This window comes from Chryseoglobus sp. 28M-23 (genome assembly GCF_014789785.1).
Lineage (GTDB): Bacteria > Actinomycetota > Actinomycetes > Actinomycetales > Microbacteriaceae > Microcella > Microcella indica.
Map to the genome: position 1 here is coordinate 2,301,017 of NZ_CP061846.1, position 24,379 is coordinate 2,325,395.

Sequence of the window (24,379 nt, forward strand, 5' to 3'; positions counted from 1 at the left end):
CATACCCGCGCGCACGGTGCCAGACTGGGGCGATGGATGCTCTGCCCGAGCTCGACGAAGTGCTGGGCCGCGCCCACGTGGTGAGCGTGCCGCTCACGACGCGGTTCCGCGGCGTGCAGCACCGTGAGGCCGTGCTGCTCAACGGCCCGGCCGGCTGGAGCGAGTTCAGCCCCTTCCTCGAGTACACGGATGCCGAAGCCAGCACGTGGCTCGCCGCGGCCCTCGACTTCGGCTGGCGAGAGTCGATCGTGCCGGCGCTGCGGCAGAGCATCCCGATCAATGCGACGCTGCCCGCCGTGCCGCTCGATCAGATCGCGGGCGTCCTGAGCAGCTTCGGCGACTGCCGCACCGTGAAGATCAAGGTCGCCGAACCGGGCGAGAGCCTCGCCGACGACGTCGCCCGCGTGCGCGAGACGCGGCGGCTCATCGGCGCGGCCGGGCACATCCGCCTCGACGCGAACGGCGCGTGGAACCTCGACGAGGCCGAGCACGCCGTGCGCGAGCTCGAGCAGTTCGACCTCGAGTACGTCGAGCAGCCGTGCGCGAGCGTGCCCGAGTTGGCCGAGCTGCGGCGGCGCATCCACCGCATCGACGTTCTCGTGGCCGCCGACGAGAGCGTGCGCAAGGCCGCCGACCCGCTCGCCGTGGCGCGAGCCGACGCCGCAGACCTGCTCGTGATCAAGGCGGCCCCGCTCGGCGGCGTCGACCGCGCGCTGCGCATCGTCGCGGAGGCCGGGCTGCCCGCCGTCGTCTCGAGCGCGCTCGACACGAGCGTCGGCCTCGCGATGGGTGCGGCCCTGGCTGCGCGACTGCCGAGTCTCGACTTCGACTGCGGCCTCGGCACCGGGGCGCTGCTCGCCGACGACGTCGCCGACCCCCGCATCGTGCCCGTGGACGGCGCGATCGGCGTGGGCCGGGCATCCCTCGACGAGGATGCTCTGACTCGCCTTGCCGCGCCCGCCGACCGCACCGCCTGGTGGCGCGAGCGCCTCACGCGGTGCCACGCCGTGCTCGCTACCGCGCCGCGGTAGGGCGAGTATTCCGGCCCCGAGAACGCGGAACACTCGCTACTCTCGTGTCACGACATCGGTTCACACCCCTGGAGGTTCGCCATGCGTCGAGCAGCAGTCGCCGTCGCCGTCGCCGGAGTGATCGCGGTCGCGGGTTGCGGCGCCCCCTCCGGCGATGCCGGGCCAGACCCTGCGGACGACGCCGCGGTCGAGGAGCCGGCCACCCCGGAGGAGGAGTCGATGGACCCGACAGATCCCGCGTGCCTCGTGGGCGACTGGCGTATCGCCGAAGACCAGATGCAGTCGTTCTACGACGCGCTCGCCGCCGACCTCGACGGCGTCTCCTTCGCCATCGACGGGAGCGTCGGGCTCTCGTTCACGGCAGACGAGTACCGCTACACCTCCGACTTCGTGCTCGATCTCACGATCGACGGCGCCGGCGAGGGTGAAGGCGTCGCGACGGGCGGCCTCGGCGGCACCTACACGGCGGAGGACGGCGTCATCACGACGACGCTCGTCGACAACGACCTCTCCGTCATCGTGACGGTGATGGGCCAGACCATCGACGGCTCTGACCTGGCGGGCGGCCTGCTGCTCTCCGACCCGATCAACGATGCGCGGTTCGACTGCTCGAGCGGCACGCCCGTGCTGCAGTTCGAGACCGGCTCGGGCCGCACGCCCGTCGCGCTCACACCGGCGAGCTGACGCCCGCGAGCTGAGCCCGACCCCGCGAGTCTGAGGGGCGACTACAGGCCGCACGGGCCCGGACTACCGCGGGGCACAGACTCCGCCGCGCCGACACTACTTTTACCGGGGTGGAGCCGGCGCGGCGGACCACCCGACCGCGCGCCCCTAGATAGCGCGCCTACAGCCCCGAGTACGAGTGCAGCCCGTTGAAGTACAGGTTGACGATCGAGTAGTTGAAGAGCACGGCGCCGAAGCCGACGATCGCGAGCCACGCCGAGCGGTTGCCCCGCCAGCCCCGCGTCGCGCGCGCATGGATGTAGCCGGCGAAGAGCGTCCAGATGATGAAGGTCCAGACCTCCTTGGTGTCCCAGCCCCAGTACCGACCCCAGGCGCGCTCGGCCCAGATGGCGCCGGCGATGAGCGTGAATGTCCAGAACACGAAGCCGACGACCGTCACCCGGTAGGCGAGCGATTCGAGAACGGATGCGCCGGGCAACGTGTCGAGGAAACGCAGGCCCGCACTCTCGCGGGCCTCACGCCGCGCCTGCATCAGCTGCATGATGGAGAGCCCGGCACCGATCGCGAAGAATGCGGTAGCCAGGGCAGCGACGAGAACATGGATGACGAGCCACGCCGACTGCAGTGCGGGCGGAGTGGGGACAACATCCACGTAAAAGTTGACGGTGACGATCCCCAGCGAGAGCACGACGAACCCCGTGATGTAGGCGCCAAGATAGCGGAGGTCTTTCCACAGTTGCACGGCGACGAAAGTACCCATCATGACGACGGTGGCGGTGAGACCAAACTCGAACATGTTCGTCCACGGCACGCGCTCCGCAGCGAAGCCGCGCGTGAGGACGGCGGCAGCGTGCAGCACGAACCCGAGGATCGAGAGGGCGAGGCCCGCTCGCTCGTACCTGGTTGCTCCGCCCGACTGGAGCGGAGCAACCGGACGTTCGAGGACGCTGGTCATGCTCGAGGAGTTCACAGCCGCCTGCTGCGCCCGCGCGGCTACCGGCTCGGCGCGCTGGGCAGACCTCTTGGCCAGATCGAGCGTGAAGAGGATGAAGGCGACCGTGTAGACGCCCATGGCCGAATACACGGCGACGAGGGAGTAGGCAACGAGATTGTCCATCACAACCTCATCGTACGATGTGCAGCTGTGAGGCGCCGCCTCGCCGCTGCTCCTCGATCAGGGGCCTCCGGCCCATACATCTCCTAGCTGCCCTCTCTATGCTGAGGGCATGCCCCGAAAAACTCGGCCCGTGAAGTCCGCCCGCCGCAAGAAGTCGCCCGTGTCGCCGCGCGCCGCACAACTCATCGCGGTCGGCGTGGCGCTCGCCTTCATCGCGATCATCGTCGCGATCGTCGTTTCGAGTCTCAACCGGGCGGAGCCGCAAGCATTGCCGACAGTTGCGCCGAGCGACGCAGGCGAACTGTTGCGGGAGAACCCGCACCTGCTCTCGGACGTGGCGCCGCAGGACGCGGATGCTGTGCTCGTCGAGTTCGTCGACTTCCAATGCCCCGCCTGCGCTACGGCGAGCCCCATCGTTCAGCAGGTGGCCGACGAGTACGGCGACCGCCTCGCCGTCGTCGTGCGCAATCTACCGCTCACGAGTATTCACCCGCACGCTGTGGAAGCTGCGGTTGCCGCCGAGGCCGCTGCCGCACAAGGGGAATTCGCGGCAATGTACAAGGAGTTGTTTGCGACGCATCAGGAGTGGAGTTCGGCTCGCGGCGATCAGTCCGACACGTTCCGTGACCTGGCCGAACAGCTCGGCCTTGACATGGACGAGTACGACCGCGTCGCCGACGACCCCGCGACGCGAGAGCGAATTGCACTCGACCAGGCAGACGCCTTCGCGCTCGGGGCAACAGGCACCCCAAGCTTTTTCCTCGACGGCGAACTCGTTCAGCTCAACTCTTTTGACGACCTGCGTGCTGCTGTCGAATCCGCGCTCCAGTAGAGCGCAACGGGTCGAAAAGCGTCATCGCGACGCGCCTGACACATCGCTCACGCCGCTTCGCGCATCGCCATCGGTCCGGGCTCGTCGCTGCACAACACCGTTCCTCGACCATGCCAGGAGGAGGACGCCGACGCCGAGACCGGCCGCGGCGAGCTCGAACCATCCGCCGGCGGCAGCAGCAGGCGTCAGGCCCTCGAAGAGCTCGACCTCCGCGACGATGCTCCCTGGTTCGTGCCAGGGAAGTTGAGCCAGTGTGCGCCCGTCAGGGCCAATGATGGCCGTGAGGCCGACGGTCGAAACATTGACCACCGTGCGACCCAGCTCGATAGCGCGAGCCCGAGCAATGGCCAACTGTTGCGCACTCTGGTCGGTGCGACCGAAGTCGGCATTGTTGGAGGCCGAGAAGATGACCTGCGCACCCTCCAGCACCGAGTCTCGGAGCACGGTGTCGTCGGCGATGTCGAAACAGATATTGATGCCCGTGGGCACTCCATCGACAGTGAAGATGGCATCGGCCGACCCCGGCGTGTAGTCCCGCGCTACCAGGTCGATAAGATCGGGGGCCAACGGTCGCCAGAATTCACGATCCGGCACGTACTCACCGAATGGAACGGGGTGGCGCTTGTCGTAGAAGTCGACTGCTCCCGAGCCTTGCTGCCACAGAATCTGCGTGTTGTAGGTGAGTCCCCCGCGCTCGGTGACGGCCCAACCGATCAGCGGTGCGCCCGCTTGCCGCGATACCCGGTCGAAAACGGCGGCGGTTCGCGCATCGTCAAGCGGGCTGCGGTCCGTCGAGCCTTCCGGCCAGACGATCACGTCCAGATCGCGATCCAGCACGGGAAGCGTCGCCTCGTACTGCGCGGCCAAGAGCGCGCCGTCGTTGCGGTCGTCAAAGTATCCCGCCGGTCCGTTCCCCTGAATCGCCGCGACGCGCATGCTGCCGGTGGACGACATCGGCCATGTCGGTATGGCGACGAGCACCGCAGTCAGGAGCGCTGGTACCACGGCGTCACCCCAGCGGGCAGGCGAGAACGGGCTCAACATCTCGACGACGAGCGCCACGAGCGCCACCATGAGGAAGCTCACTCCCGACAGCCCGACCCACGAGAGCAAATCGCTGAACGGGCTCTCCGACTGCGACATGGCTAGCCGTCCCCAAGAAAAACCGCCATACGGCCACGTGCTGGCGACCATTTCGCGAAGAACCCACAAACCGGCGATTGTGGGAGGCACCAGGTACCGCGCATGACGGTTCGCACCAGACGCCGGAAGCCATCTATACGCGAGAGAGATCAGTAGACACCCGAGCGCGAACAGTGCCGCCTGCAGGGCGACGAGAGCCCCCATCGGTAATGGGCCGAGGAAGAGCGATGCCCATTGAATCAACGCGAGGTAGAAGGACGCGCCCGCCACGAAGCCCACGAGCAGCGCGCTAGCCGCGCTCCGTCCGGTGAGGGCAACAAGCAGCAGCCCGACCCCGAAGAATGGTAGGGGCCACACACCACGATCCGGGAAGCCCGCATCCAGAAGGAGCCCAGCTCCTGCAGCAAGCGGAAGAGCGAGCCACAAGGGAATCGCTTCGCCGCGGTCATGGACACCCATCATGGTGCGCCGCGGGTACCCTCCCCTGACGCCGCCCGAGGGGTGACTTTGAGCAGAACAGCGACGATGAGAAAGCCGAGGGCCGCGAGATACTGAGCGGCGAACCCCCAGAGACCGTCGAAAGCGAATGGGAAGACGGGGTTCCACAGCACGGCGATGACCAGCGGGATCGGCAACCACCACCAGTGTCGAACCTCGACGGCGAACCACGCGATGATGAGCGCCAAGACCGCCAGCACGTACCGAATGGGCATGAACGTCTCGGTGCCGACGAGCGGCAGGCCTGCCAGCGCGACGGCGGCGGCGAGAACCCCAGGAGCGAGAGCCGGACGCCGGAACTCCCGTGGACCGGGATGATCGGTTCGCGTGCGCGGCCTGGTCATGTGGGGCTCTCCTCATTGTTCGATGATCGTTGCCTCGCCGTCGGGGCCTGGTCGTCGCGCTGTCGCAATCGATCGAGGTACGCGTTGTAGGCCTCGAGTTCAGGCGCACCGTACCGGTCTGCCTTGAGGTCGGCGGCGGCGGCTCGCGAGGTGTCATAGCGATGCCAACGGTGCAGGATGTAGAGCAGGATGAGAACGGTGGGCGCCTCGCCGTATGACCACGCCAGGCCACCCGCGACGCCCTGGTCCGCCAAGGGATCGATGCCGAGTGCGGGTGGCGGGGTGGAGAAGTAGTCAACGATGAGCGATGGGCTCATCATGATGAACACTCCGAAGAACGCATGCAGGGCCACCTCGGCCGCTAGATCGAGAGCTCTGGCCGGGTAGGACATTCGAATGGGAAGTGGGTCGCTGCTCAGGATTGGAATCGTAAACAGTACGCCTGCGGCGAGGAAGCCGAGCTCGAGACTGACGTGCCCCCCGGGAGTCGAGAGAATCGGGTCGGCGAAATCCGCGAGGTAAAGCCCATAGAAGGAGAAGAGGAAGAGGGGCACAGTCACGACGGGGTGCAGGAGCCATCTGCCGAGTCGGCTTCGGAGACCGCTCAATGCGAGGCGCAGGACGCCGCGCCCCCAGCCACGATGCGGCGTCGCCCGAAGCAAGAGCGTCCCCGGGGAGCCGAGCACCAGCAGGGGCGGGATCAGCATCATGAGGGTCAGCTGCTGGAACATGAACACGGAGAACATCACATAGCCGTAGCCTTCGACTCCCAATCCGGTGACGAGGACGATCGACAGGCACCCCAGCAAGAAGACGACAGTCCTGCCCACCGACCAGTGGCGCCCCGTCGCCCACAGTCGTGCAGCACCGACGACGTAGAGTGCGGCGAGCGACAGCCCGACGAGCGGCAGAATCGGTAGCGGCTGCGGATCGAACGCCAGAAATTGCTCGAGGCTCGGCGGAGCATCGGGCAAGTTCACCCAGTTTTCAGTCACGTCTGATGTTCCTCGTGCGTTCGGCGGCTAGCGTCGCGGCTTGTTTTCCTCGGGTTTCCAGTAGCGCGGTCGACGTTTCGTCAGAGACGCTCTCATCCGTTGAGTTCCGCTTCGATGGCATTCTGGAGGTCGTCAAAGGAGTCCATTTGAACCATCTGGTCATTGACGAAAAAGGTAGGGGTCGAGGAGACTCCCAGCGAAACTCCCTCGTCGTAGTCTGACTTGACTCGTTGAAGGGTGGCAGGGTCGGCGATCGCCGCGTCATAGTCGGCCATATCGAGTCCTATCTCCTCGGCAAACTGTCGGAAGAGCGGGGCACGTGACTCCTGCGCCTCACCCCACTCCGACTGAGTCTGGAACAGACGGCTGTACATCGCCTCCAGCTGCCCCTGTTGTGCGGCGGCTTCCACGGCGACTGCAGCGTTCCTCGAGTTGTAGTGGCTGGGAAGCGGAAAATACCGAATCCCGAAGGTCACCTCTCCGGCATATGCGGCGCGGAGGCCCTCCACGACCGGGTAGAAGGCACCACAGGCCTCGCACTCGAAGTCGAGGAACTCGACTACCGTCACCGCGTCTTCTCCCGCGTCTTGCAAGATGTGGCTGTCCTCAGACAGCGCAGGGGCGGGGGTCGGCGCCGCAACAGGGCCTGGCTGCTGGTTCTGCGCTATGGCCACGAGAATGAACGCGACCACCGCGATCACGATCACGCCCCCCGAGATGATGGCGACTCTGACGTTTGAGTTCATATTTGTTCTCCTCTAAAGATGGTGGAGCACGTGTGCGGGCGCACACGGCATTTGCCGTCGCGGCAATGAGATGAGAGTGCGATGGCGCGGGCTCAGCGACCGCTGAAGCTCAGACGGGGCCGGATCCTACGTGCGATTCACGCACAGAGCCGCGAGTTCGGGTCGGAGCCAGCCGATGATCCTCCGAGGCGCGGACGATGCGGTGGGCCCAAGGGCCCTGTCACCGGTCGATGATAAGCACAGTTCGACTCGTCCGAACCACGCGCGAACGCCCAGGATGAACAGGCCCGCCAGGCAACCGACAATCACGGTCATGCCACCTGCCACGAGATACGCGGCTTCGTTTTCGTCAGACGCGTCGGCCGTGTCGACATGCGCCCCGAGCTCGGTCAAGAGCAGCGCCTGACCACTGTCGGATGACAAGGATCGCTCGACAGGGCCATGAGTCGCTTGCGAGTGATGGGCGACAAGGATCGCCGCGGCGATGAGGAGGAGTGTGACGATCGCCATTCCTACTTTCGCGGTTGTGGCGTGATGCCGAGGCGCAGCGTCGACTCCGCAATCTCGGCGCCACGAGACCTGCGTCATGCTAGAGGTCACCACTCTCGATCGTCCGACGCGCGCCGTCGGATCGCGCACCGAGCTGGTCGTCGTGCTCATCCTCGGGGTGCAGGAGCACTAGGTGTCCCACGTGCTCCAGCCCCAACTCGAGGAGCACGCGTACGTGCGAATCGGCCAGGGCGTAGTACGCGTGGCGACCCTCTCGCTTGACTCCGACCACGCGGTGGGCGCGGAGCAGGCGGAGGGCATGCGACACCGAGGATTCGCTCGCGTCTACGACGCGAGCGATATCGTGCACGGCCATGGGGCCCGGCAACAGGGCGATCAGTATGCGTACCCGCCCGGGATCACCGAGAAGGCGGAATATGTCGGCCAAGTCGGAAACATGCGGCGTGTGTGGCATCTTTGCCCGCACCTGCTCAGCGTGATCGGAATGATCGGATCCGGGCGGCACCTCGCGGTGCCGCCTCGAACCGATGTCCTCCATGGTTCTGATGATACCCCGCACTCCTTCGCTCACACGGCCCGAGGGGGCTCCTCGAACGCCATCGGTTCGCACTGAATAGTCGGGTGGTCGATGCTGTACTCGTCCCGCAAGACAATCAGCACCTCGTCGAGGACGCCGTGGTAGTCGTGCTCCGGGGACACAACGATGTGTCCGCTCGCAGCTTCCAATCCTGATGTCACTGTCCAGACATGGAGATCGTGGACATCGACCACCCCGTCTATGGAGAGTATCGCCGCGCGCAAGTCGCGAAGGTCGATATGTGGCGGCGCCACTTCCAGAAGGATCCTGAGCGCTTGCCTGCTCAGCCTCCATGTGCGCGGCAGGATGAAGAGCCCGATAGAGACACCGATAATCGGATCCGCATAGGCCCATCCGGTGGTGAGCAACACGACGGCCGCGGCGATGACCCCGACCGATCCGAGCAGATCCGCCAAGATCTCGAGGTATGCTCCCCGGATGTTGAGGCTTTCCCGAGACCCAGCCATCAGGAGACGGAAACTCACGATATTGATGAGCAGCCCGATGGTCGACACGACCAAGAGCGGCACTCCAGGCACGTCAGGCGGCTCGCTGAAACGTTGGATCGCTTCGACGATGACGTATCCAGCTACGCCGAAGAGCAGAACACCGTTGGCGAGCGCCGCGAGCACCTCCAGCCGGTAGAGCCCAAACGTGCGCTGGAGGGTGGCCGGGCGATTCGCCAGGGTGATGGCCGCGAGAGCCATCCCGAGCCCGATCACATCCGTCGCCATGTGCGCAGCATCAGAGATCAATGCGAGTGAATTCACGGCGATTCCGACCACGAACTCGACCACCATGTAGCTCGCCGTCAACGAGAAAGCGATAATCAGAGGTCGACGGTGTCTACCGCCGGCCGTCAGAGGTGCGTGAGAGTGCCCGGACCCCACTAGGCGGCCGAACTACCGGTTTTTTTGATCATATGAACATGATGTCAGACATTCTTGTGACAGACAAGCCCGCACGCCTGGATGGGTGGCGACCGTAGCGCAGTTCAGGCGAGCGCTGGCGCGAGGGTGTAGCTGGGCGCTGGCCGTTCCGCGAGCCAGTCTCGGCCTTGTCGCGTGGCGCGGTGTCGGTTGCGGACGCTACGTCACCAGGAGCTTGCGTCGCAGTCACGGGTGTTTGCCGTGTCGACACGGGAAGGCCCCACGCACTCAAGGGCGCGAGCGAGCGGCCAGGCCGATCGTCCGAGTCGGTGCCACCGAGACGTCGCGGCCATCGCGGCATGCCACTTGCTACTGCAGAAGGGCTCCCTCCGTCGTCGCTCCTGGACAACTCAGGAGGGACTGCGGGCCGTGACCACGGGTCAGCTCGAGCAAAACAACCCCCTCCGACGCCGGTGGATCGCTCAGGGTAGGTTGATTCGGGTCGCGTTCGCGACCATCATGAGTACGCCGTCCGCTCAGGTAGCGTGGCTCCAGACCCCCCCCATTGCGAGCCGCAGACTCGCATGTCATGAAAGGCGAGCATGACCCATGAACGAGCGGATACTGCAGCCAGCCGGTCGCCGGTCACGCTCGCGATCGTCCTGCTTGCCTCGGGGCTGATCGGATGGTTTGCCTCTGCTGCCCTGCTGGTGGAGCGGATCCGTAGCCTGCAGAACCCGACCGTATCGCTCAGTTGCGACGTCAGTCCGTTCGTAACGTGCGGCGCTCTTTTCGACCGCTGGCAGGCATCTCTGCTGGGCTTCCCGAACCCGATTCTGGGTGTCGCGGGCTTCGTTGCGCCAATCGTCGTCGCCGCGGGCCTGCTCGCGGGAGCGCGCTTCAGCGCCTGGTACTGGCAAGTATTCACAGCCGGTGTTCTCGGGGCGTGGATATTTGTCACGTGGCTCTTTGCACAGAGCGTTTTCGTGATCTGAATCCCCCCGGCGTGTTCGGAGACTCGATTCCTTGGAAGGATCAGTCTCATGGCACGACCCAACAAGTATCCGCGCGAGCTTCGTGAGCGCGCAGTCCGCATGGTCGCCGAGGTGCGGCCTGACTATCCCAGCGAGCACGCCGCGATCACCGCGGTCGCCGGCATGCTCGGCATCGGCTCGCCCGAAACGGTCCGAACCTGGATTCGGCGGCAGCAGGTCGATGTCGGCCAACGGCCGGGGGTGACCACCGAGGCGCAGGCGGAGATCAAGAAGCTCAAACGAGAGAACGCCGAGTTGCGGCGGGCGAACGAGATATTGAAGGCGGCTTCGGCTTTCTTCGCGGCCGAACTCGACCGGCCAGCGAAGCGATAGTCGCGTTCATCACCGACCACAAGGACCGCAATGATGGTGGCCTGCGATGGGGTGTCGAGTCGATCTGCGCCGTGCTCACCCAGCATGAGGTGAAGATCGCCCCATCGACCTACTATGACGCCCGCAAGCGTCGACCCTCAGCGCGGCAGGTGTCCGATGAGCGGTGGAAGCCGATCGTGCTGGGCTGCTGGCAGCGGCAACGGCGCGTGCTGGGCGCTCGGAAGCTCTGGTTGCGTCTGCGCCGCGAGGGCCACGACATTGCCCGTTGCACGGTGGAGCGCCTCATGCGCGAGCTCGGCATCGCTGGCGTGCGACGTGGGAAACGCACCAATCCGGTCGATGCTGACCCGCGCGAGACCAGACCTGCCGACCTTGTCGATCGGCATTTCGCCAGGTTCCGCACGAACCAACTCTGGGTCGCTGACTTCACCTACGTGTGGTCGTGGTCCGGATGGGTTTACGTCGCGTTCGTGTTCGATGTTCACTCCCGCCGCATCCTGGGCTGGCGGGCGGCGACGAGAATGACGACGCCGCTGGTGCTCGACTGCCTGGAGATGGCGTTCTGGACCAGGCGCCGCGAGGGCGTCGCCGACTTCGCCGGACTGACGCATCACACCGATGCCGGCAGCGTCTATACGTCCATTGCCTTCACCGACCGCCTGATCGAGGAAGGCATCGACCCCTCGGTTGGATCCGTCGGCGACGCCTACGACAACTCCCTCGCGGAGTCCCAGATCGGACTCTATAAGACCGAGTTGATCCATCACGAAGGGCCCTGGCGAAACGTCGATCAGGTCGAGGCCGCGACCGCGGACTGGGTGCAGTGGTTTAACACCGAACGCATCCACAGTTCGATCGATGACCTCACCCCGATCGAACTGGAGCAGCTCGAATATGCTCTGACCGAGCCCCTCGAACAAGCGGGCTGACACCAGCAATACGCTCTCCGAACACGCCGGGGGGATTCAGGCCTACTACGCTGACCAAGAATCACCCCTGCCGGCGACCGCCGGACAGGAAACCGGATAGGCACGAAACCCAGGCCGAATCAGATAAGAACGCGGGCACCGTGAACCACCCTTCGCTCAACCCGGCACGCCCGCACCGCGGCGTACTCGCCGGTTTCGTCGCCGCAGTCTCGGTGCAGGCTCTCGGCGTTCCCGCGCTGGCCGTCGTCCTCATGGGCAGCTCGGGATATGACGCACTCGCGCGAAGCTACCCCGGAATCTTCACGTCCTTGCTATCGGCGATCCTGCGCGTCGTTACCGAAGGAGCCTCGTGGCTCACGGTCGGGGCCCTCGTCTGCGCTCTCTTCCTGCGTGCCGTGCCAGGACAGTCGCGTCGCCTCCTCGACCATGACTTCGAGGTTCGTGTCGGTCGAGCATCCGCTCTGGTGTGGGCCGGTTCAGCGCTCCTGCTGATCCCGGTCGATGCGGCGGATGCCAATGGACAGACGATCGAAACGCTGCTCTTGCCCGGAGCTTTGCCGTACCTGGTGCAAGGCTCGTACCTGCCTGGAGCGTGGATCGTCGCCTTCATTCTGGCCTCCGCCAGCTACTTCCTCCTCGCCTTGGGTTCACGATGGACGACCTTGCTGCCAGCCCTGCTCGCCTCGATGTTGGCTGTGCTCGCACCCGTCGTGGTCGGCCAGGTTCTGGTCGGGCCCGCGCATGACTTCGGGTCGGATGCGGCGATCATCGGAGTTCCCGTCAGCGCGGCGCTCTTCGGGGCAAGCACTGTCCTTACTCTGCGGCTGTGCACCGGGCGCGCGATCCGACCGAGCACCCTTGACAGATTCGTGCGCATGGCATGGTTCGCCTGGCCACTCGTCCTTGGATCGGAAATCGTGCTCGCGGCGTTCAAACTTGTCGGCCCCGACCCGTGGCAAACAGCTACCGCGACCTTGATCCTCACACGCTTGGGTCTGCTCGTGGGTCTCGCGTGCCTCTTCGTGTTCACCGTCATCGGTGAGCGCCGCGGGCGCATATCGCGGCACCAACTGACGCTCCTCTCGTGCGTCGGGACGACGCTCTCGCTGACCTATCTACTGGTAGGTGTCGTGATGACACGTATCCCGCCGCCCCAGTACTTCGTGCCCACGACGATCGCGGAGGTTTTCTTCGGCTTCACAATTGATGAGGCCCCAACCTTGTCCGTGCTCGCGACGAGCTGGCGGCCCAACATCCTGTTCGCAGTCATCGCCGTCTCGGCCGTCATCTTGTACCTCGCGGCCTTGAAGCGAGTTCGGTCTCGCGGGCATGCCTGGCCGCTTGGTCGCACCGTCTCCTGGGTGCTGGGGTGGGTGGTCGTCGTCGTCGCCACCAGTTCGGGCCTGGGCAAGTATTCGGGCATCGACTTCGGCGTGCACATGACGGTGCACATGGCCCTCAACATGCTGGCGCCGCTCTTGCTGGTCATGGGCGGCGTCGTCACCCTCTTCCTGCGTGCAACCACGCCAGCCGGGACTCATGGAGCCGCAGGCCCGCACGAGTGGCTTGCCGCGGTTCTCAAGTGGCGGGTCTTGCGAGTGCTCTACAACCCTCTGCTCATCTTCGTTCTGTTCATCGGGTCGTACTACGGGCTGTATTTCACCGGTCTGTTCGAGGAAACGATGCGGTTCCACTGGGGCCACCAAGCGATGAATCTGCACTTCCTCATCGTCGGATATCTCTATTACTCCCTCATCATCGGCGTCGACCGGCCTCCGCGCCCCTTGCCTCACCTCGGCCGGTTGGGATTCGTTCTCGCTGCGATGCCGTTCCACGCCTTCTTCGGCGTCATTCTCATGACCAGCACCACACTCATCGCCGAAGACTTCTACCGGCAGGTCGGGGCACCCTGGGCCGACCTCAGTGCCTCGCAATATGTCGGCGGCGGTGTGGCCTGGGCCGGCGGCGAACTGCCTCTCCTGATCGTCATCATCGCCCTCGGTATCCAGTGGGCACGTCAAGATCAGCGCGAGGCCGTGCGTAAAGACCGGCACTTCGATTCCGGCCTCGACGACGACTTTGAGGAGTACAACGCAATGCTCCGGCGCCTCGCGAACCGACGTGCATCCGCCGACTCCCGGGAGGACACATGACGACGCCGATCAACCAGGAGACCTCGATCGTGCACCTCAACATCGAGGGGATGACATGTGCTGCCTGCGCAGGTCGGGTGGAGAGGGCGCTCTCGCGACTCGACGGAGCCGTCGCCACGGTGAACTATGCGACTGAGCGAGCAACCGTCACGGGGATCGAGCGGGCACGGATCGCCGACGCAACAGAGGCGGTGGCGAAGGCAGGGTATCGGGCCCACCTTCGCACAGAAGCCGACGACGACTGGACCAGGCGAAGCACACTGGCGCGTCTCACGTCGTTGCGCCGCCGCCTTGCGGTATCGGCGTTGCTCACCGTGCCGCTCATGGACCTGAGCATTACGCTTGCACTCGTCCCGAACCTGCGGTTCCCTTTCTGGGAACTGGTGTGCATCCTGCTCGCCGTTCCGATCGTGACGTGGGCGGCGTGGCCATTCCACCGAGCTACGGTGCGGAATCTCCGTCATGGATCGACGAGCATGGACACCCTCGTCACCCTCGGGATAGTGGTCTCGTTCGGCTGGGCGGTTGCGACCATCATGTTCGGCCCGGACGGCGGCGGCTACTGGGTGGGGTTCGGTCCAACTCCGCCGGGAGCCGACTCGATCTATCTCGATGTCGCGGCGGGCCTCACGACCTTCCAGCTTGCCGGTCGATACTTCGAAACACGCTCGCGCCGCAAAGCCGGGGAAGTCGTCGATGCGCTCGGTGCCCTGGTTCCCATGACAGTGCGACGGATCCGCGGAACCGACGAAGAGCTCGTCTCCGCCGCCGATTTGCGCGTTGGTGACACATTCGCCGTGCATCCAGGCGAGTCGATCGCCGCGGACGGCGTCATTAGGGAAGGGCGCGCGGCCGTCGACGAGAGCGTCCTGACTGGTGAGCCGCTACCGCGGGAAGCGGTCGTGGGCGACACCGTCATGGGCGGGGCCGTCAGTGCCGACGGATACCTTCTCATTGAGGCGAAGGCTGTGGGCGAGCACACCCGACTTGCGCAAATGTCAGCACTCGCGGAGCGAGCGCAAGAGAGCAAAGCTCGAATTCAACCGCTGGTCGACCGAGTCGTCACCTGGTTCGTGCCATCGACGATCGGCCTTGCCGTACTCGTCACTTTGGTCTGGATCGTCGCGGGGGCCACAGTGACGCAGGCAGTCGGAATCGGCATTGCTGTGCTCATCATCGCCTGCCCCTGTGCGCTTGGACTCGCCACACCGACGGCGCTCCTCATGGGTGTGGGCCGTGGTGCCCACATGGGCATCCTGATCAAAGGCATCAGCGCACTCGAGGCGTCCGGTCGTGTGGATACCGTCGTTCTCGACAAGACGGGCACGGTGACCACCGGTCGCATGCAGGTGACTGAGTTTCAGACCAAGCGAGCGGTGGATCGCGAAGATGTGCTCCGCTGGGCCGGCGCCCTGGAGTCCCGCTCCGAACACCCCGCTGCCCGCGCGATATGCGAATTTGTCCTCTCGAGAGTCTCGCAATTGCCCCGCGTGGACGACGAGCAGATCCGGCCGGGCCTCGGCGTGGCCGGGCACATCGAAGGTGCAACCACGGTGATCGGCAGCCCCCGTCTTGCCGAGGAGTTCGGCGTCGCCTTCACGGAGGACGACCGGCGCACGATCGCAGTGATCCGCGAACGCGGGGACACGGCAATTGTCCTCGGCCGTGCCGACCGGATAGTCGCATTCCTCGCGCTGGGCGACGAACTCAAGGACTCCGCCGTTGCCGCCATCGCAAGCCTGCGCGATCTCGGACTGAGAACCATCCTCCTGAGCGGCGACCACGAGACGACGGTTCGACGGGTTGCGGCCGCGGTCGGCATCGACGACGTGCGAGCCGGAGTGATGCCCGAGTCGAAAGCAGAGGTGATCAACGCTCTGAAGAGGGCAGGTCGTCACGTCGCCATGGTGGGCGACGGGATTAATGACGCACCAGCACTCGCGACAGCCCATCTCGGTCTGGCAGTCGCCGACGGCAGCGACATCGCGATTCGTTCTGCCGACATTGTCCTCATTCGAGAGGACCTCCGAGTGGTCGCCGATGCTGTTCGGCTTGCCCGTCGTACTCTGGGTACTATTCGGACAAATCTCTTCTGGGCTTTCGGCTACAACATGGCGGCGATTCCCCTCGCCGCTACTGGACTTCTCAATCCACTCATCGCCGCAGCCGCCATGGCGCTCTCGTCAGTGCTCGTCGTCGCGAACAGCATGCGCCTGCGCAACTTCGTGAGCATCAGCGAATAACACGAGAGCCAGCTCGCCTCAGCCAACGTAGGCTGAGATGAATGCGAAGAGGGCGAAACCCGCCGTGAGAAAGAGGGGTTCGAGCCGACTGGATCTCTCTTCGTGGGCCTGCGTGGTCATCTCCTCCACCGCCATGCTTGTGAGCACGCCGCCCGTTAATGCGAGCACCGACAGTGTGACGATCTCGGGGGCGCTCCTCAGCGCGAGGTATCCGATAGCGGCGCCGATGAGCACGGGGATGGCGAAGCTGAAGGAGAGAGTCAGTCGGGTGCGGCGCCTGACTCCGGCGCGTCGCAGCGTGGCGACAGCCGCGAACCCTTCCGGGATGTCGGCGGGAACCTGACCCAGAGCGAGAAGCAGACCGAGGGCGGGGTTGATGACCGTGCCGGTGCCGATCATGACTCCGTCGCTAAAGAGATCGATCGAGACTCCTGCGAAGATCGCAGAAGGACCCGTGTCCCCGTCGCCTGAGCCAAACCGCCGCTTGACGTAAGCGAGGCTCCTCTCGATTGCCAGGAAGCCGAGGCCGCCCAGGGCGAAGGCGGCAATCGGAATCCACGGAGCCGACGCGCGTAACGCTTCCCGCATGAGTTCCAGGCCCACCACCGCGAGCACGATCCCCGTGGCGAAGTGCAAGGCGAGACTCAAGCGTCGGCCGGAGACTCCGACGACCTCTGCGGCAAGGCCCCCCACAATGTTCCCCACGGCAGGAAGCGCCGCGAGACCGAGAACCAGCAGGAAGTCGTTCATGCACCAAAGTGTGCCGAAGGTTCCGGCCCTTTTCCACCGACAGCGTCGAGCGATGTAGGGAAATGTCCAGTCAGCGACGCCGTCGTCGCCTCAACCGAAAATTACCTGAGTACGCGTGCATCTGCGACCTCATACCCCGGTGAACACGAGCCATAGCAGCACACCGTTCAGAGCGATGAGGAGCACGGATGCCACGATGCCCGCAGCAGTCGTGAGCCAGTGGTTCCGCCAGGGGCCGAGAAGAGCGGAATTGGCGGTGAGGGCGACAAGCGGGATGAGCGCAAAGGGAATGCCGAACGAGAGCACCACCTGGCTCAGGACGAGCGACTGAGTGGGGTCGAAGCCCAGCCACAATATGGCGATGGCCGGCGCCAGCGTGACGATTCTTCTGAGAACGAGCGGTACGCGTATGTGTAGCAGTCCACTCATGATCTCCGCACCGGCATAGGCGCCCACTGCAGTCGACGCTAGCCCTGATGCGAGCAGTCCCACAGCGAAGAGCGTCGCGATGATCGGCCCGAGCGCGACACCGAGCGCGGCATGCGCGCCCTCGAGGCTGTCTGTGCCCGCAACACCGGGCAGCGTGGCCGCGGCGAGAAGCATGATGCACAGGTTGACCGCCCCGGCGATGACCATCGCTGCGGAGACATCCCATCTCGTGGCCCTGAGGAGCACATTCGCCGGAATCGAGGTCGACGTACCCGGTAGCGGTTCCGTGTCGTCGATCTCACGCCGACTGCCTGCGGCACCACGCGCGGTCCAGGTCGAGAACCCACCGTCCTGGTCCCGCCGCTGCGAGACAAAACGATCCCGGCTCAGCGAGGAGTGGGCATAGATGGCATGCGGCATGATCGTCGCACCCAGTATCGATGTGGCGAGCAGAACGGAGTTGGAGTCCGCGAAACGCGGCTCGAGACCGGAGATAGCCGAGGTGATGTCCGGAGGCGCCACCACGACTCCTGCAGTGAACCCCACAGCAATGATCACCAGCAAGCCCACGATCACGAACTCGAACGGGCGCGGGCCGCATCGAGACTGCAGGATGAGGAGCACGATCGAGACTGCACCGGTGATGAGACCTCCCCAGAGGAGCGGAATTCCGAAGAGCAGATTGAGCGCGACCGCGCCCCCGATCACTTCGGCGATATCGGTCGCCATCGCAACGAGTTCGGCCTGCACCCAGTACGCCCGGCGCGACCACCGATTGCGAATGCGCCTTCCCAGTACATCGGGAAGGCTTCGACCCGTCACGATCCCGAGCTTCGCAGAGAGGTACTGGATGAGCCAGGCCATGAGGTTCCCGAGCACGACCACCCACACGAGCAGGTAGCCGTACTGCGCACCAGCCGTCATGTTGCTCGCGACATTCCCAGGATCGAGGTAGGCGACTCCGGCCACGAACGCCGGCCCCATCAGAAATACCAACCTCTGCGCGGGCCGCCTGCGCACCGGGTTGTGGGGCCGGTTGCCGCGACGTCGTGCGCTCCTCACGGCTCACCCGTGTGTCGCGACATCGGAGCAATGCCGGAGGCGTCATGAACCAGTGTCCAGGTTTTCGGCATACCGAAATTCTACGCCCTGAAGCACCTCGTCACCACGGGTCTGCCGTCTACCGTGCAAGACCGGTTGCGGTCAGGAGCGGCCCGCACCACCGCCTCGTCGGTCGCGTCGCGCGACTCCCGATTCACCCCCATGCGCATGAGCGAACTCGGCGACGGCGCGCTCCAGCTGCGGGTCCTCCCCCCGAGCGAGGCCCGCATACTGAAGACGCACTGCGTCGCCGTCAGCCGTCGCGACCACCCACAAGCGTCGGCGGGGGACGAACAAGCTCACGAGCAAACCGAGGACAACGAGAATGGTGGAGACGAGCACTCCGACTTGGGTGGGGTCGTGGTGGACTTCAATGCTGGCGAATCGCGGCAGGCTCGTGAATTCGACGCTGCCGAGCTCGTCCGGCAACTCGGCAGTCTGCCCCAGACCCAGTACGATGGGAGGCGCATCGGTGTCCCCACCCGTGATCTGCGTGAGGCCGTCGGTGTTGAGCGCGTAGACATTTCGAGGAACGCCTTCGTTCAAACCAAGATCGCCGACGTAGGCGTTGAAGGTGAGAACTGGTCGATCCGGTTCCGGGTACACGGAACTCAAGGCGCCGCTCTCGAGCTGGACTGCCGACGGGTAGAAGAATCCGCGCATACCGAGCTGCTGGTCGAGTCCGTCCGGCACCTTGACAATTCCCAGGCTCGTGAGATTCGAGTCTTGGGGAAGAAACGGCACCGGCTGACTGAAGACGGGAGAACCGTCCGGGGCGTAGACGGTGATCCACGGCGCGAACCCGTTGCCCAACAAGTATGCAGTCGCCCCATCGATATCGATCGGCTCGTTCACCTTGATCTGCCGGGAGTCCGTCTCCCCATCCTCGACGACCGTCACATAGGCAGTGAAGTCCAGCGCCTGAGGAAACCCTGTCGTGGGATCAGGCTGATACTCGGGCACGAACTCCTCTAGGCGGATTGAGTAGGGGTCCAAGCTCGATTCGTCAAAAAAGCGTCCGGGCGAGAACGAGTCAAAGCTCGTCAGCTGATTGGTGAACGCCTGGCCTTCGACGATGACCCTCTGACCGTTGTAGCCGAATCCGCCCGCGAACCCCACCGTCGCCAGAACGCCGACGAGCGCCGCATGGAAGACGAGATTGCCGGTCTCGCGCCAGTAGCCACGCTCGGCGGAGAGAGAGTCCCCGTACCGCTCGACTCTGTAGCGCTGACGTCGCAGGAGAGCGTGCGCTGACTCGAGCTCGGTCTCGACCGTGGACCGCGGGGCCACCCGTTCGGTGAAGCCAACCATACGGCTCAACCGTCCTGGCGTCCCTGGCGGTCGAGAACGCAAGGCACGCCAATGGTGGCGTGCCCGCGGGATGATGCAGCCGATCAACGAGATGAACAGCAGCAGATAGATCGCCGAGAACCACACCGAGGTATAGGTGTCAAAGACTTGCAACGCGTCCAGAATCGCGAATGCTTCCGGGTTGGATCTCTCGAATTGCACGACACCGTTCGGGTCTGCAGAGCGCTGCGGAACGAGCGATCCGGGGATCGCAGCGACGGAGAGCATGAGCAGGAGGAGGAGCGCAGTTCGCATGCTCGTGAGTTGTCGCCAGGCGAAGCGCATCCAGCCGCGCACCCCGAGCGCGGGCTGCGCGACACTCGTGCTCGGTGGTCTACTGTCGTAATGGTCAGAGGGGCGTGACGGTTCCATTGATCACCACCCCCAGGTTCGAGACGAATACCTGCCACAGGCCCGTCACCATGGCGAGACCGATGACGATGAGAATTCCGCCGCCGATGACGTTGATGACACGAATGTGACGCTTGAGCCACGCTGTGGCACGCGTCATCCAGCCGAAGCCCATAGCGACGAGCAAGAACGGAATGCCGAGGCCCAAGCAGTACACGAATCCGATGAGCGCCGCTCGGCCAAGCCCGCCCTCGGTGAGTGCGAGAGAATAGACGGCCGCAAGCGTCGGGCCCATGCACGGCGCCCAGCCGAGCCCGAAGACGATGCCGAGCAACGGCGCCCCGCCCAGCCCTGTCGCGATCTGCCAGCGCGGCCGCACCGTGCGCTGTAGGAAAGTCACCTGGCCGATGAAGACGAAGCCCATGACGATCACGAGCGCGCCCGCAAGCCGGGTAATGAGGTCGAGTTGCGTCTGCAGCACGAGCCCAGCGGTCGCGAAAAGCAGAGAGAACCCCACGAATACGACCGTGAACCCGAGCACGAAGAACGAAGCACCGAGCACCACGCGACCCCGGTCGCTCGACAGTTGGTCGGCCCGGGAGAAGCCGGTCACGTACGCAAGATAGCCGGGCACGAGCGGCAACACGCACGGCGACACGAATGCGATGACACCCGCGAGTAGCGCGATGGGCAGGGCAACCAAGAGCGAGCCGCTGAACACCAGTTCGCCGACGCTCATACGCTCACTCCGACTCTGCGAGGGTGTCGGCGATCATCGCGCGCAGAGTCGAGGGTTCGCTCAGCAGGCCCGTGATGCGCGCGGCCACACGGCCCTCGCGGTCGAGCACGAGCGTCGTCGGCACGGCATTGGGCGCGACCTGGCTGGCGAAGGCGAGGCGTGTCGAGCCATCGTTGGCATCGAGGATCGAGGGGTAAGTGACCCCGAACTCATCGGCGAAGGCGAGCGCCGTGGGGGCCTGGTCGTAAATGTTGACGCCGAGGAAGTCGACGCCGTCAGGCTGGAACTGCTGCCAGATCGCCTCGAGGTCAGCCGCTTCAGCACGGCACGGTGGACAAGCCGCGTACCAGAAGTTGACGACGAGAACGTCGCCACGGTAGTCATTGCTCGAGACAGTTTCGCCCGTCTCCGTGAGGCCTGAGAACGTGATCGGTTGACCGCGCTCGTCGGGCGCGATCACGGTGTATGAGCCGTCGCCCGAGATGTATCCCTGCCCGCTTCCTGAGCGGTACTGTTCCGCGAGCGGGTCGGCGGCCGAGCATGCCGTGACGGCGAGCGCTACGGCGGCAAGCATCGCCGCGCTGACACGGCGCCAGCGCGCGAGACGGGTCGGCGCCGCAGGGCGGCGAACTGCGGGTGTTGGGGTACTCACACGGCTCCTAGATCGGTGGCATTCTCCAGCAATTCTGCGCCCGGTTCCTGATAGCCGATCTCAGTGAAGGCGCCGCCCTGCCAGGCGAAGGAGGTGATGCTCGAGAGCGCGCAGCGCCGCTTGCGCGGGTCGTGCGCGAGCGGCTCGCCGGCGGCGGCGCGATGCACCATCCAGATCGGTAGCTGGTGGCTCACCATGACGGCCTCGCCCGAGTCGGTTCTCTCGTGGGCATCGGTCATGGCGGCGAGCATCCGCGTCGCTATCGAGGAGAAGGGCTCGCCCCAACTGGGCGTGCGGGGGTTGCGCAGCAGGTGCCAGTGCCGCGGGTCGGCGAGCGTGCGGCGGTTCATGCGCTTGCCCTCGAAGCGGTTGGTCGGCTCGATGAGGCGCTCCTCGGTGTGCACCTGGAGGCCGAACGCCTCCGCCCACGGCGCCGCCGACTCCTGCACGCGCTGCAACGGCGACGCGTACAGCGCGGTGACGGGATGCCCGGCCAGGGCCCCCACGGCCGATTCGGCCATGCGCTGGCCGAGCTCGCTGAGCCGGAACCCCGGCAGCCGCCCGTAGAGCACGCGGGTGGGGTTGTGGACCTCGCCGTGCCGCACGAGGTGGAGGACGTCGGCAGGCATCCGTCCAGTGTATTTCAGGCCCGCCGGTAGACTCGTGCCTCGTGACTCGCACCGTGGTATCCCAGCTCAGCCCGCTCCCCGACGGCCCCGTGACGGTGGCCGGCTGGGTCGAGACGGTCCGCGACCAGAAGAAGGTGCAGTTCGTCATCCTGCGCGATGAGACGGGTGCGGTGCAGCTGGTGAACCCTGCGACTCGCGACCTGGAGGATGGCGCGACGGCCGAGCAGCAGGCTGCCGCCGCGCTCACCGAGACGATCGGCGCGCTCGCGCACGGCACGATGGTGCGCGTGACGGGCGAGCTCAAGCACGACGAGCGCGTCAAGCTCGGCGGGCTCGAGGTCAAGGTCGGCACGCTCGAGGTCGTGAGCGAGGCGATCGCGGAGACCCCCATCGCCGAGGATTCGAGCCTCGACAAGCGCCTCGACTGGCGGTTCCTCGACCTGCGCCGCCCCGAGGCGAACCTGCTCTTCCGCGTGCAGACGACCTTCGAGCACGCGCTGCGCTCGTGGTGGGTCGAGCGCGACTACATCGAGGTGCACACGCCCAAGCTCATGGCGAGCGCCTCGGAGTCGCGCGCGGAGCTGTTCGAGATGGAGTACTTCGAGACGAAGGCGTACCTCGCCCAGAGCCCGCAGTTCTTCAAGCAGATGGCGCAGCCCGCCGGCTTCGGTGCAGTCTTCGAGATCGCGCCGGCGTTCCGCGCCGACCCCTCCTTCACGTCGCGCCACGCGACCGAGTTCACGTCGATCGACGCCGAGATCAGCTGGATCGACTCGCACGAGGACGTCATGCAGATGCATGAGCAGGCCTTGGTGTCGGCGTTCACTGCCGTCGTCGAGAAGCACGGTGCCGCGATCGAGGCCGCGTTCGAGGTGTCGCTGAGCGTTCCCTCGCTGCCGTTCCCCCGCATCCCGCTCGCCGAGGCGCGGCAGATCGTCGCCGACGGCGGCTACGAGATTCCCCGCACGGACGGCGACCTCGACCCCGAGGGCGAGCGCCGCCTGAGCGCGTGGGTGAAGGCGAACCACGGCCACGACTTCGTCTTCGTGACCGACTACGCGACCGGCATCCGGCCGTTCTACCACATGCGCCGCGAGGGCGACAGGTCGATCACGAACAGCTACGACCTGCTCTACAACGGCACCGAGATCTCCACGGGAGCGCAGCGCGAGCACCGCGTGGACGTGCTCATCGAGCAGGCGAAGGAGAAGGGCATCGAGCCTGAGGAGCTCGAGTTCTACCTCGACTTCTTCCGCTACGGCGTGCCCCCGCACGGCGGCTTCGGCATGGGCCTCGCGCGCGTGCTCATGCTCATGCTCGGCCTCGGGTCGATCCGCGAGACGACGTACCTGTTCCGCGGGCCGACGCGCCTGCTGCCGTAGGGCGGCTTAGTTCTCGGCGCGGTTCAGACCTCGGCGCGGTTCAGACCTCGGTGCCGTTCAAACCTCGAAGTCGGGGCGGATGCTCCACCCGGTGTAGCCCTCGAGCGTCGCCATGAGCGTGAGCGCCTGCAGTCGCGCGTGGTCGTCGCTCACGGTCGAGTAGACGTCGATCGCGAGGGGCGGCGGTTCGCCGAACTTGGGAATCTCGATCTCGACCCACGCGCCGCGGCCGTCGATCGTGGGGGCGAGCTCGACGGAGGGCCGCGTGGTGCGCTGCTGCCGCACGGGCGCGTCGACGGCGAGGGCGACGATGGCGAGAGCATCCAGTTTGGTGACGGCGCTGCGCACGACGATCGTGGCGCAGTACGCCCCCCCTGGGCAGCGCCAAAGATCCCGCATTTCCCGACCGCGATCGGACGCAGATCGCGGCAGCGCTCCTGTCAGCGAGGCAGATTCGCCTCGATGAGCTGCACGATCTCCGGCGCGTCGGGCTTCACGGTCGGCCGGAAGCGGTGCACCTCGCCGCTCGGCAGCACGAGGAACTTCTCGAAGTTCCACATGATCGGCCCGGCCCTGCCGCCGCCATCGGGCGTCTCGACCAGCTGCGTGTAGAGCGGGTGCCGCTTCGAGCCGTTGACCTTCGCCTTCTCGGTCATGGGGAAGGTGACGCCCCACGTGGTGCTGCAGTACTCGGCGATCTTCTCCTCGCTCGAGAGCTCCTGCAGAAACTGGTTCGAGGGCACACCGAGCACCGTGAAGCCGCGGTCGGCGTAACGCTTCTGCAGGTCTTCGAGCTGCTCGTACTGCGGCGCGAGCCCGCAGCGTGAGGCCACGTTGACGACGAGCACGACGTGGTCGGCGAACTCGGCGAAGGTCGTCTCGCGGCCGTCGAGCATCGTGAGCGGAGCATCCGTGAGGGAGGTCATGCCCCGACGATAGGAGCGTTTGCTGAGCGCAC

Annotated in this window: 24 protein-coding genes; 8 read left to right on the plus strand and 16 right to left on the minus strand. The window is 65.5% G+C overall.

Going from position 1 to position 24,379, the window contains the following annotated elements; translation table 11 throughout:
* The first annotated feature begins 32 nt into the window (after positions 1-32).
* Both IE160_RS11160 and IE160_RS11165 read left to right on the plus strand, forming a co-directional pair.
* Positions 33-1,031 (plus strand): o-succinylbenzoate synthase, encoded by a 999-nt coding sequence (locus tag IE160_RS11160; protein WP_191151121.1) that lies wholly within the window; start codon positions 33-35, stop codon positions 1,029-1,031.
* A gap of 81 nt (positions 1,032-1,112) precedes the next feature.
* On the plus strand, positions 1,113-1,715 hold the full coding sequence (locus IE160_RS11165; protein ID WP_191151122.1) for a hypothetical protein: 603 nt from the start codon (positions 1,113-1,115) through the stop codon (positions 1,713-1,715).
* A gap of 160 nt (positions 1,716-1,875) precedes the next feature.
* Here IE160_RS11165 and ccsB read toward each other — a convergent pair whose 3' ends face one another.
* Positions 1,876-2,835 (minus strand): c-type cytochrome biogenesis protein CcsB, encoded by a 960-nt coding sequence (ccsB, locus tag IE160_RS11170; protein ID WP_407941897.1) that lies wholly within the window; start codon positions 2,833-2,835, stop codon positions 1,876-1,878.
* A 127-nt stretch (positions 2,836-2,962) separates the two neighbouring features.
* Here ccsB and IE160_RS11175 point away from each other — a divergent pair, with 127 nt between their 5' ends.
* Positions 2,963-3,664: a DsbA family protein gene (locus IE160_RS11175; protein ID WP_191151123.1), complete on the plus strand. Its 702-nt coding sequence runs from the start codon at positions 2,963-2,965 to the stop codon at positions 3,662-3,664.
* A 21-nt stretch (positions 3,665-3,685) separates the two neighbouring features.
* Here IE160_RS11175 and lnt read toward each other — a convergent pair whose 3' ends face one another.
* The 7 genes from lnt to IE160_RS11210 all read right to left on the minus strand — a co-directional run bounded on the left by lnt (position 3,686) and on the right by IE160_RS11210 (position 9,277).
* Positions 3,686-5,269, minus strand: coding sequence for an apolipoprotein N-acyltransferase (gene lnt / locus IE160_RS11180; protein WP_349815717.1), 1,584 nt, complete (start codon positions 5,267-5,269; stop codon positions 3,686-3,688).
* Entirely contained in the window at positions 5,266-5,649 is a 384-nt protein-coding gene (locus tag IE160_RS11185) for a DUF6804 family protein (RefSeq protein ID WP_179872635.1), read from the minus strand. Before IE160_RS11185 ends, lnt begins: the two co-directional genes overlap by 4 nt.
* On the minus strand, positions 5,646-6,644 hold the full coding sequence (locus IE160_RS11190; protein WP_224744477.1) for a cytochrome c oxidase assembly protein: 999 nt from the start codon (positions 6,642-6,644) through the stop codon (positions 5,646-5,648). The genes IE160_RS11185 and IE160_RS11190 overlap by 4 nt, the downstream gene beginning before the upstream one ends.
* Positions 6,645-6,736: 92 nt before the next feature.
* Entirely contained in the window at positions 6,737-7,390 is a 654-nt protein-coding gene (locus tag IE160_RS11195; protein WP_191151124.1) for a DsbA family protein, read from the minus strand.
* A gap of 126 nt (positions 7,391-7,516) precedes the next feature.
* Positions 7,517-7,900 carry a hypothetical protein gene (locus IE160_RS11200; RefSeq protein ID WP_191151125.1) on the minus strand — a complete coding sequence of 128 codons (384 nt, stop codon included), beginning with the start codon at positions 7,898-7,900 and terminating at the stop codon, positions 7,517-7,519.
* 79 nt (positions 7,901-7,979) lie between these two features.
* Positions 7,980-8,438 carry an ArsR/SmtB family transcription factor gene (locus IE160_RS11205; protein ID WP_179872638.1) on the minus strand — a complete coding sequence of 153 codons (459 nt, stop codon included), beginning with the start codon at positions 8,436-8,438 and terminating at the stop codon, positions 7,980-7,982.
* Between the two features lie 29 nt (positions 8,439-8,467).
* A complete protein-coding gene (locus tag IE160_RS11210; RefSeq protein ID WP_218925613.1) occupies positions 8,468-9,277 on the minus strand; it encodes a cation diffusion facilitator family transporter in 810 nt (269 codons plus the stop codon).
* A gap of 671 nt (positions 9,278-9,948) precedes the next feature.
* On the opposite strand from IE160_RS11210, the gene IE160_RS11215 reads away from it, so the two are divergent.
* The 4 genes from IE160_RS11215 (at position 9,949) to IE160_RS11230 (ending at position 16,038) form a co-directional block, all read left to right on the plus strand.
* Positions 9,949-10,341 (plus strand): vitamin K epoxide reductase family protein, encoded by a 393-nt coding sequence (locus IE160_RS11215; RefSeq protein WP_191151126.1) that lies wholly within the window; start codon positions 9,949-9,951, stop codon positions 10,339-10,341.
* A 48-nt stretch (positions 10,342-10,389) separates the two neighbouring features.
* Positions 10,390-11,642, plus strand: a protein-coding gene (locus IE160_RS11220) for an IS3 family transposase (RefSeq protein ID WP_179872076.1) whose coding sequence is annotated in 2 segments (ribosomal slippage) — positions 10,390-10,672 and positions 10,672-11,642 — 1,254 coding nt in all. Because the reading frame shifts where the segments join, the coding sequence is not laid out codon by codon here.
* Positions 11,643-11,782: 140 nt separating this feature from the next.
* On the plus strand, positions 11,783-13,795 hold the full coding sequence (locus IE160_RS11225; protein WP_191151127.1) for a cytochrome c oxidase assembly protein: 2,013 nt from the start codon (positions 11,783-11,785) through the stop codon (positions 13,793-13,795).
* On the plus strand, positions 13,792-16,038 hold the full coding sequence (locus IE160_RS11230; protein WP_191151128.1) for a heavy metal translocating P-type ATPase: 2,247 nt from the start codon (positions 13,792-13,794) through the stop codon (positions 16,036-16,038). Before IE160_RS11225 ends, IE160_RS11230 begins: the two co-directional genes overlap by 4 nt.
* Positions 16,039-16,056: 18 nt before the next feature.
* Here the strand turns inward: IE160_RS11230 and IE160_RS11235 are convergent, their stop codons facing one another.
* From IE160_RS11235 to IE160_RS11260, 6 genes are all read right to left on the minus strand, one after another.
* Positions 16,057-16,788, minus strand: coding sequence for a ZIP family metal transporter (locus IE160_RS11235; RefSeq protein WP_191151129.1), 732 nt, complete (start codon positions 16,786-16,788; stop codon positions 16,057-16,059).
* A 129-nt stretch (positions 16,789-16,917) separates the two neighbouring features.
* Positions 16,918-18,201, minus strand: a complete 1,284-nt coding sequence (locus IE160_RS11240; protein ID WP_191151130.1) for an Nramp family divalent metal transporter — start codon at positions 18,199-18,201, stop codon at positions 16,918-16,920.
* A gap of 219 nt (positions 18,202-18,420) precedes the next feature.
* A complete protein-coding gene (gene resB, locus IE160_RS11245) occupies positions 18,421-19,896 on the minus strand; it encodes a cytochrome c biogenesis protein ResB (RefSeq protein WP_235923845.1) in 1,476 nt (491 codons plus the stop codon).
* Positions 19,897-20,017: 121 nt separating this feature from the next.
* On the minus strand, positions 20,018-20,758 hold the full coding sequence (locus IE160_RS11250; protein ID WP_191151131.1) for a cytochrome c biogenesis CcdA family protein: 741 nt from the start codon (positions 20,756-20,758) through the stop codon (positions 20,018-20,020).
* Between the two features lie 4 nt (positions 20,759-20,762).
* Positions 20,763-21,410, minus strand: coding sequence for a TlpA disulfide reductase family protein (locus IE160_RS11255; protein WP_224744478.1), 648 nt, complete (start codon positions 21,408-21,410; stop codon positions 20,763-20,765).
* Complete coding sequence (locus IE160_RS11260) at positions 21,407-22,039, minus strand: histidine phosphatase family protein (RefSeq protein WP_191151132.1); 633 nt, start codon at positions 22,037-22,039, stop codon at positions 21,407-21,409. Before IE160_RS11260 ends, IE160_RS11255 begins: the two co-directional genes overlap by 4 nt.
* Before the next feature lie 53 nt (positions 22,040-22,092).
* Here IE160_RS11260 and aspS point away from each other — a divergent pair, with 53 nt between their 5' ends.
* On the plus strand, positions 22,093-23,421 hold the full coding sequence (gene aspS, locus IE160_RS11265) for an aspartate--tRNA(Asn) ligase (protein ID WP_191152052.1): 1,329 nt from the start codon (positions 22,093-22,095) through the stop codon (positions 23,419-23,421).
* A gap of 57 nt (positions 23,422-23,478) precedes the next feature.
* Here the strand turns inward: aspS and IE160_RS11270 are convergent, their stop codons facing one another.
* Together IE160_RS11270 and IE160_RS11275 are read right to left on the minus strand one after the other, a co-directional pair.
* Complete coding sequence (locus tag IE160_RS11270; RefSeq protein WP_191151133.1) at positions 23,479-23,769, minus strand: hypothetical protein; 291 nt, start codon at positions 23,767-23,769, stop codon at positions 23,479-23,481.
* A 92-nt stretch (positions 23,770-23,861) separates the two neighbouring features.
* Positions 23,862-24,347 carry a glutathione peroxidase gene (locus tag IE160_RS11275; protein ID WP_191151134.1) on the minus strand — a complete coding sequence of 162 codons (486 nt, stop codon included), beginning with the start codon at positions 24,345-24,347 and terminating at the stop codon, positions 23,862-23,864.
* Positions 24,348-24,379: the final 32 nt, after the last annotated feature.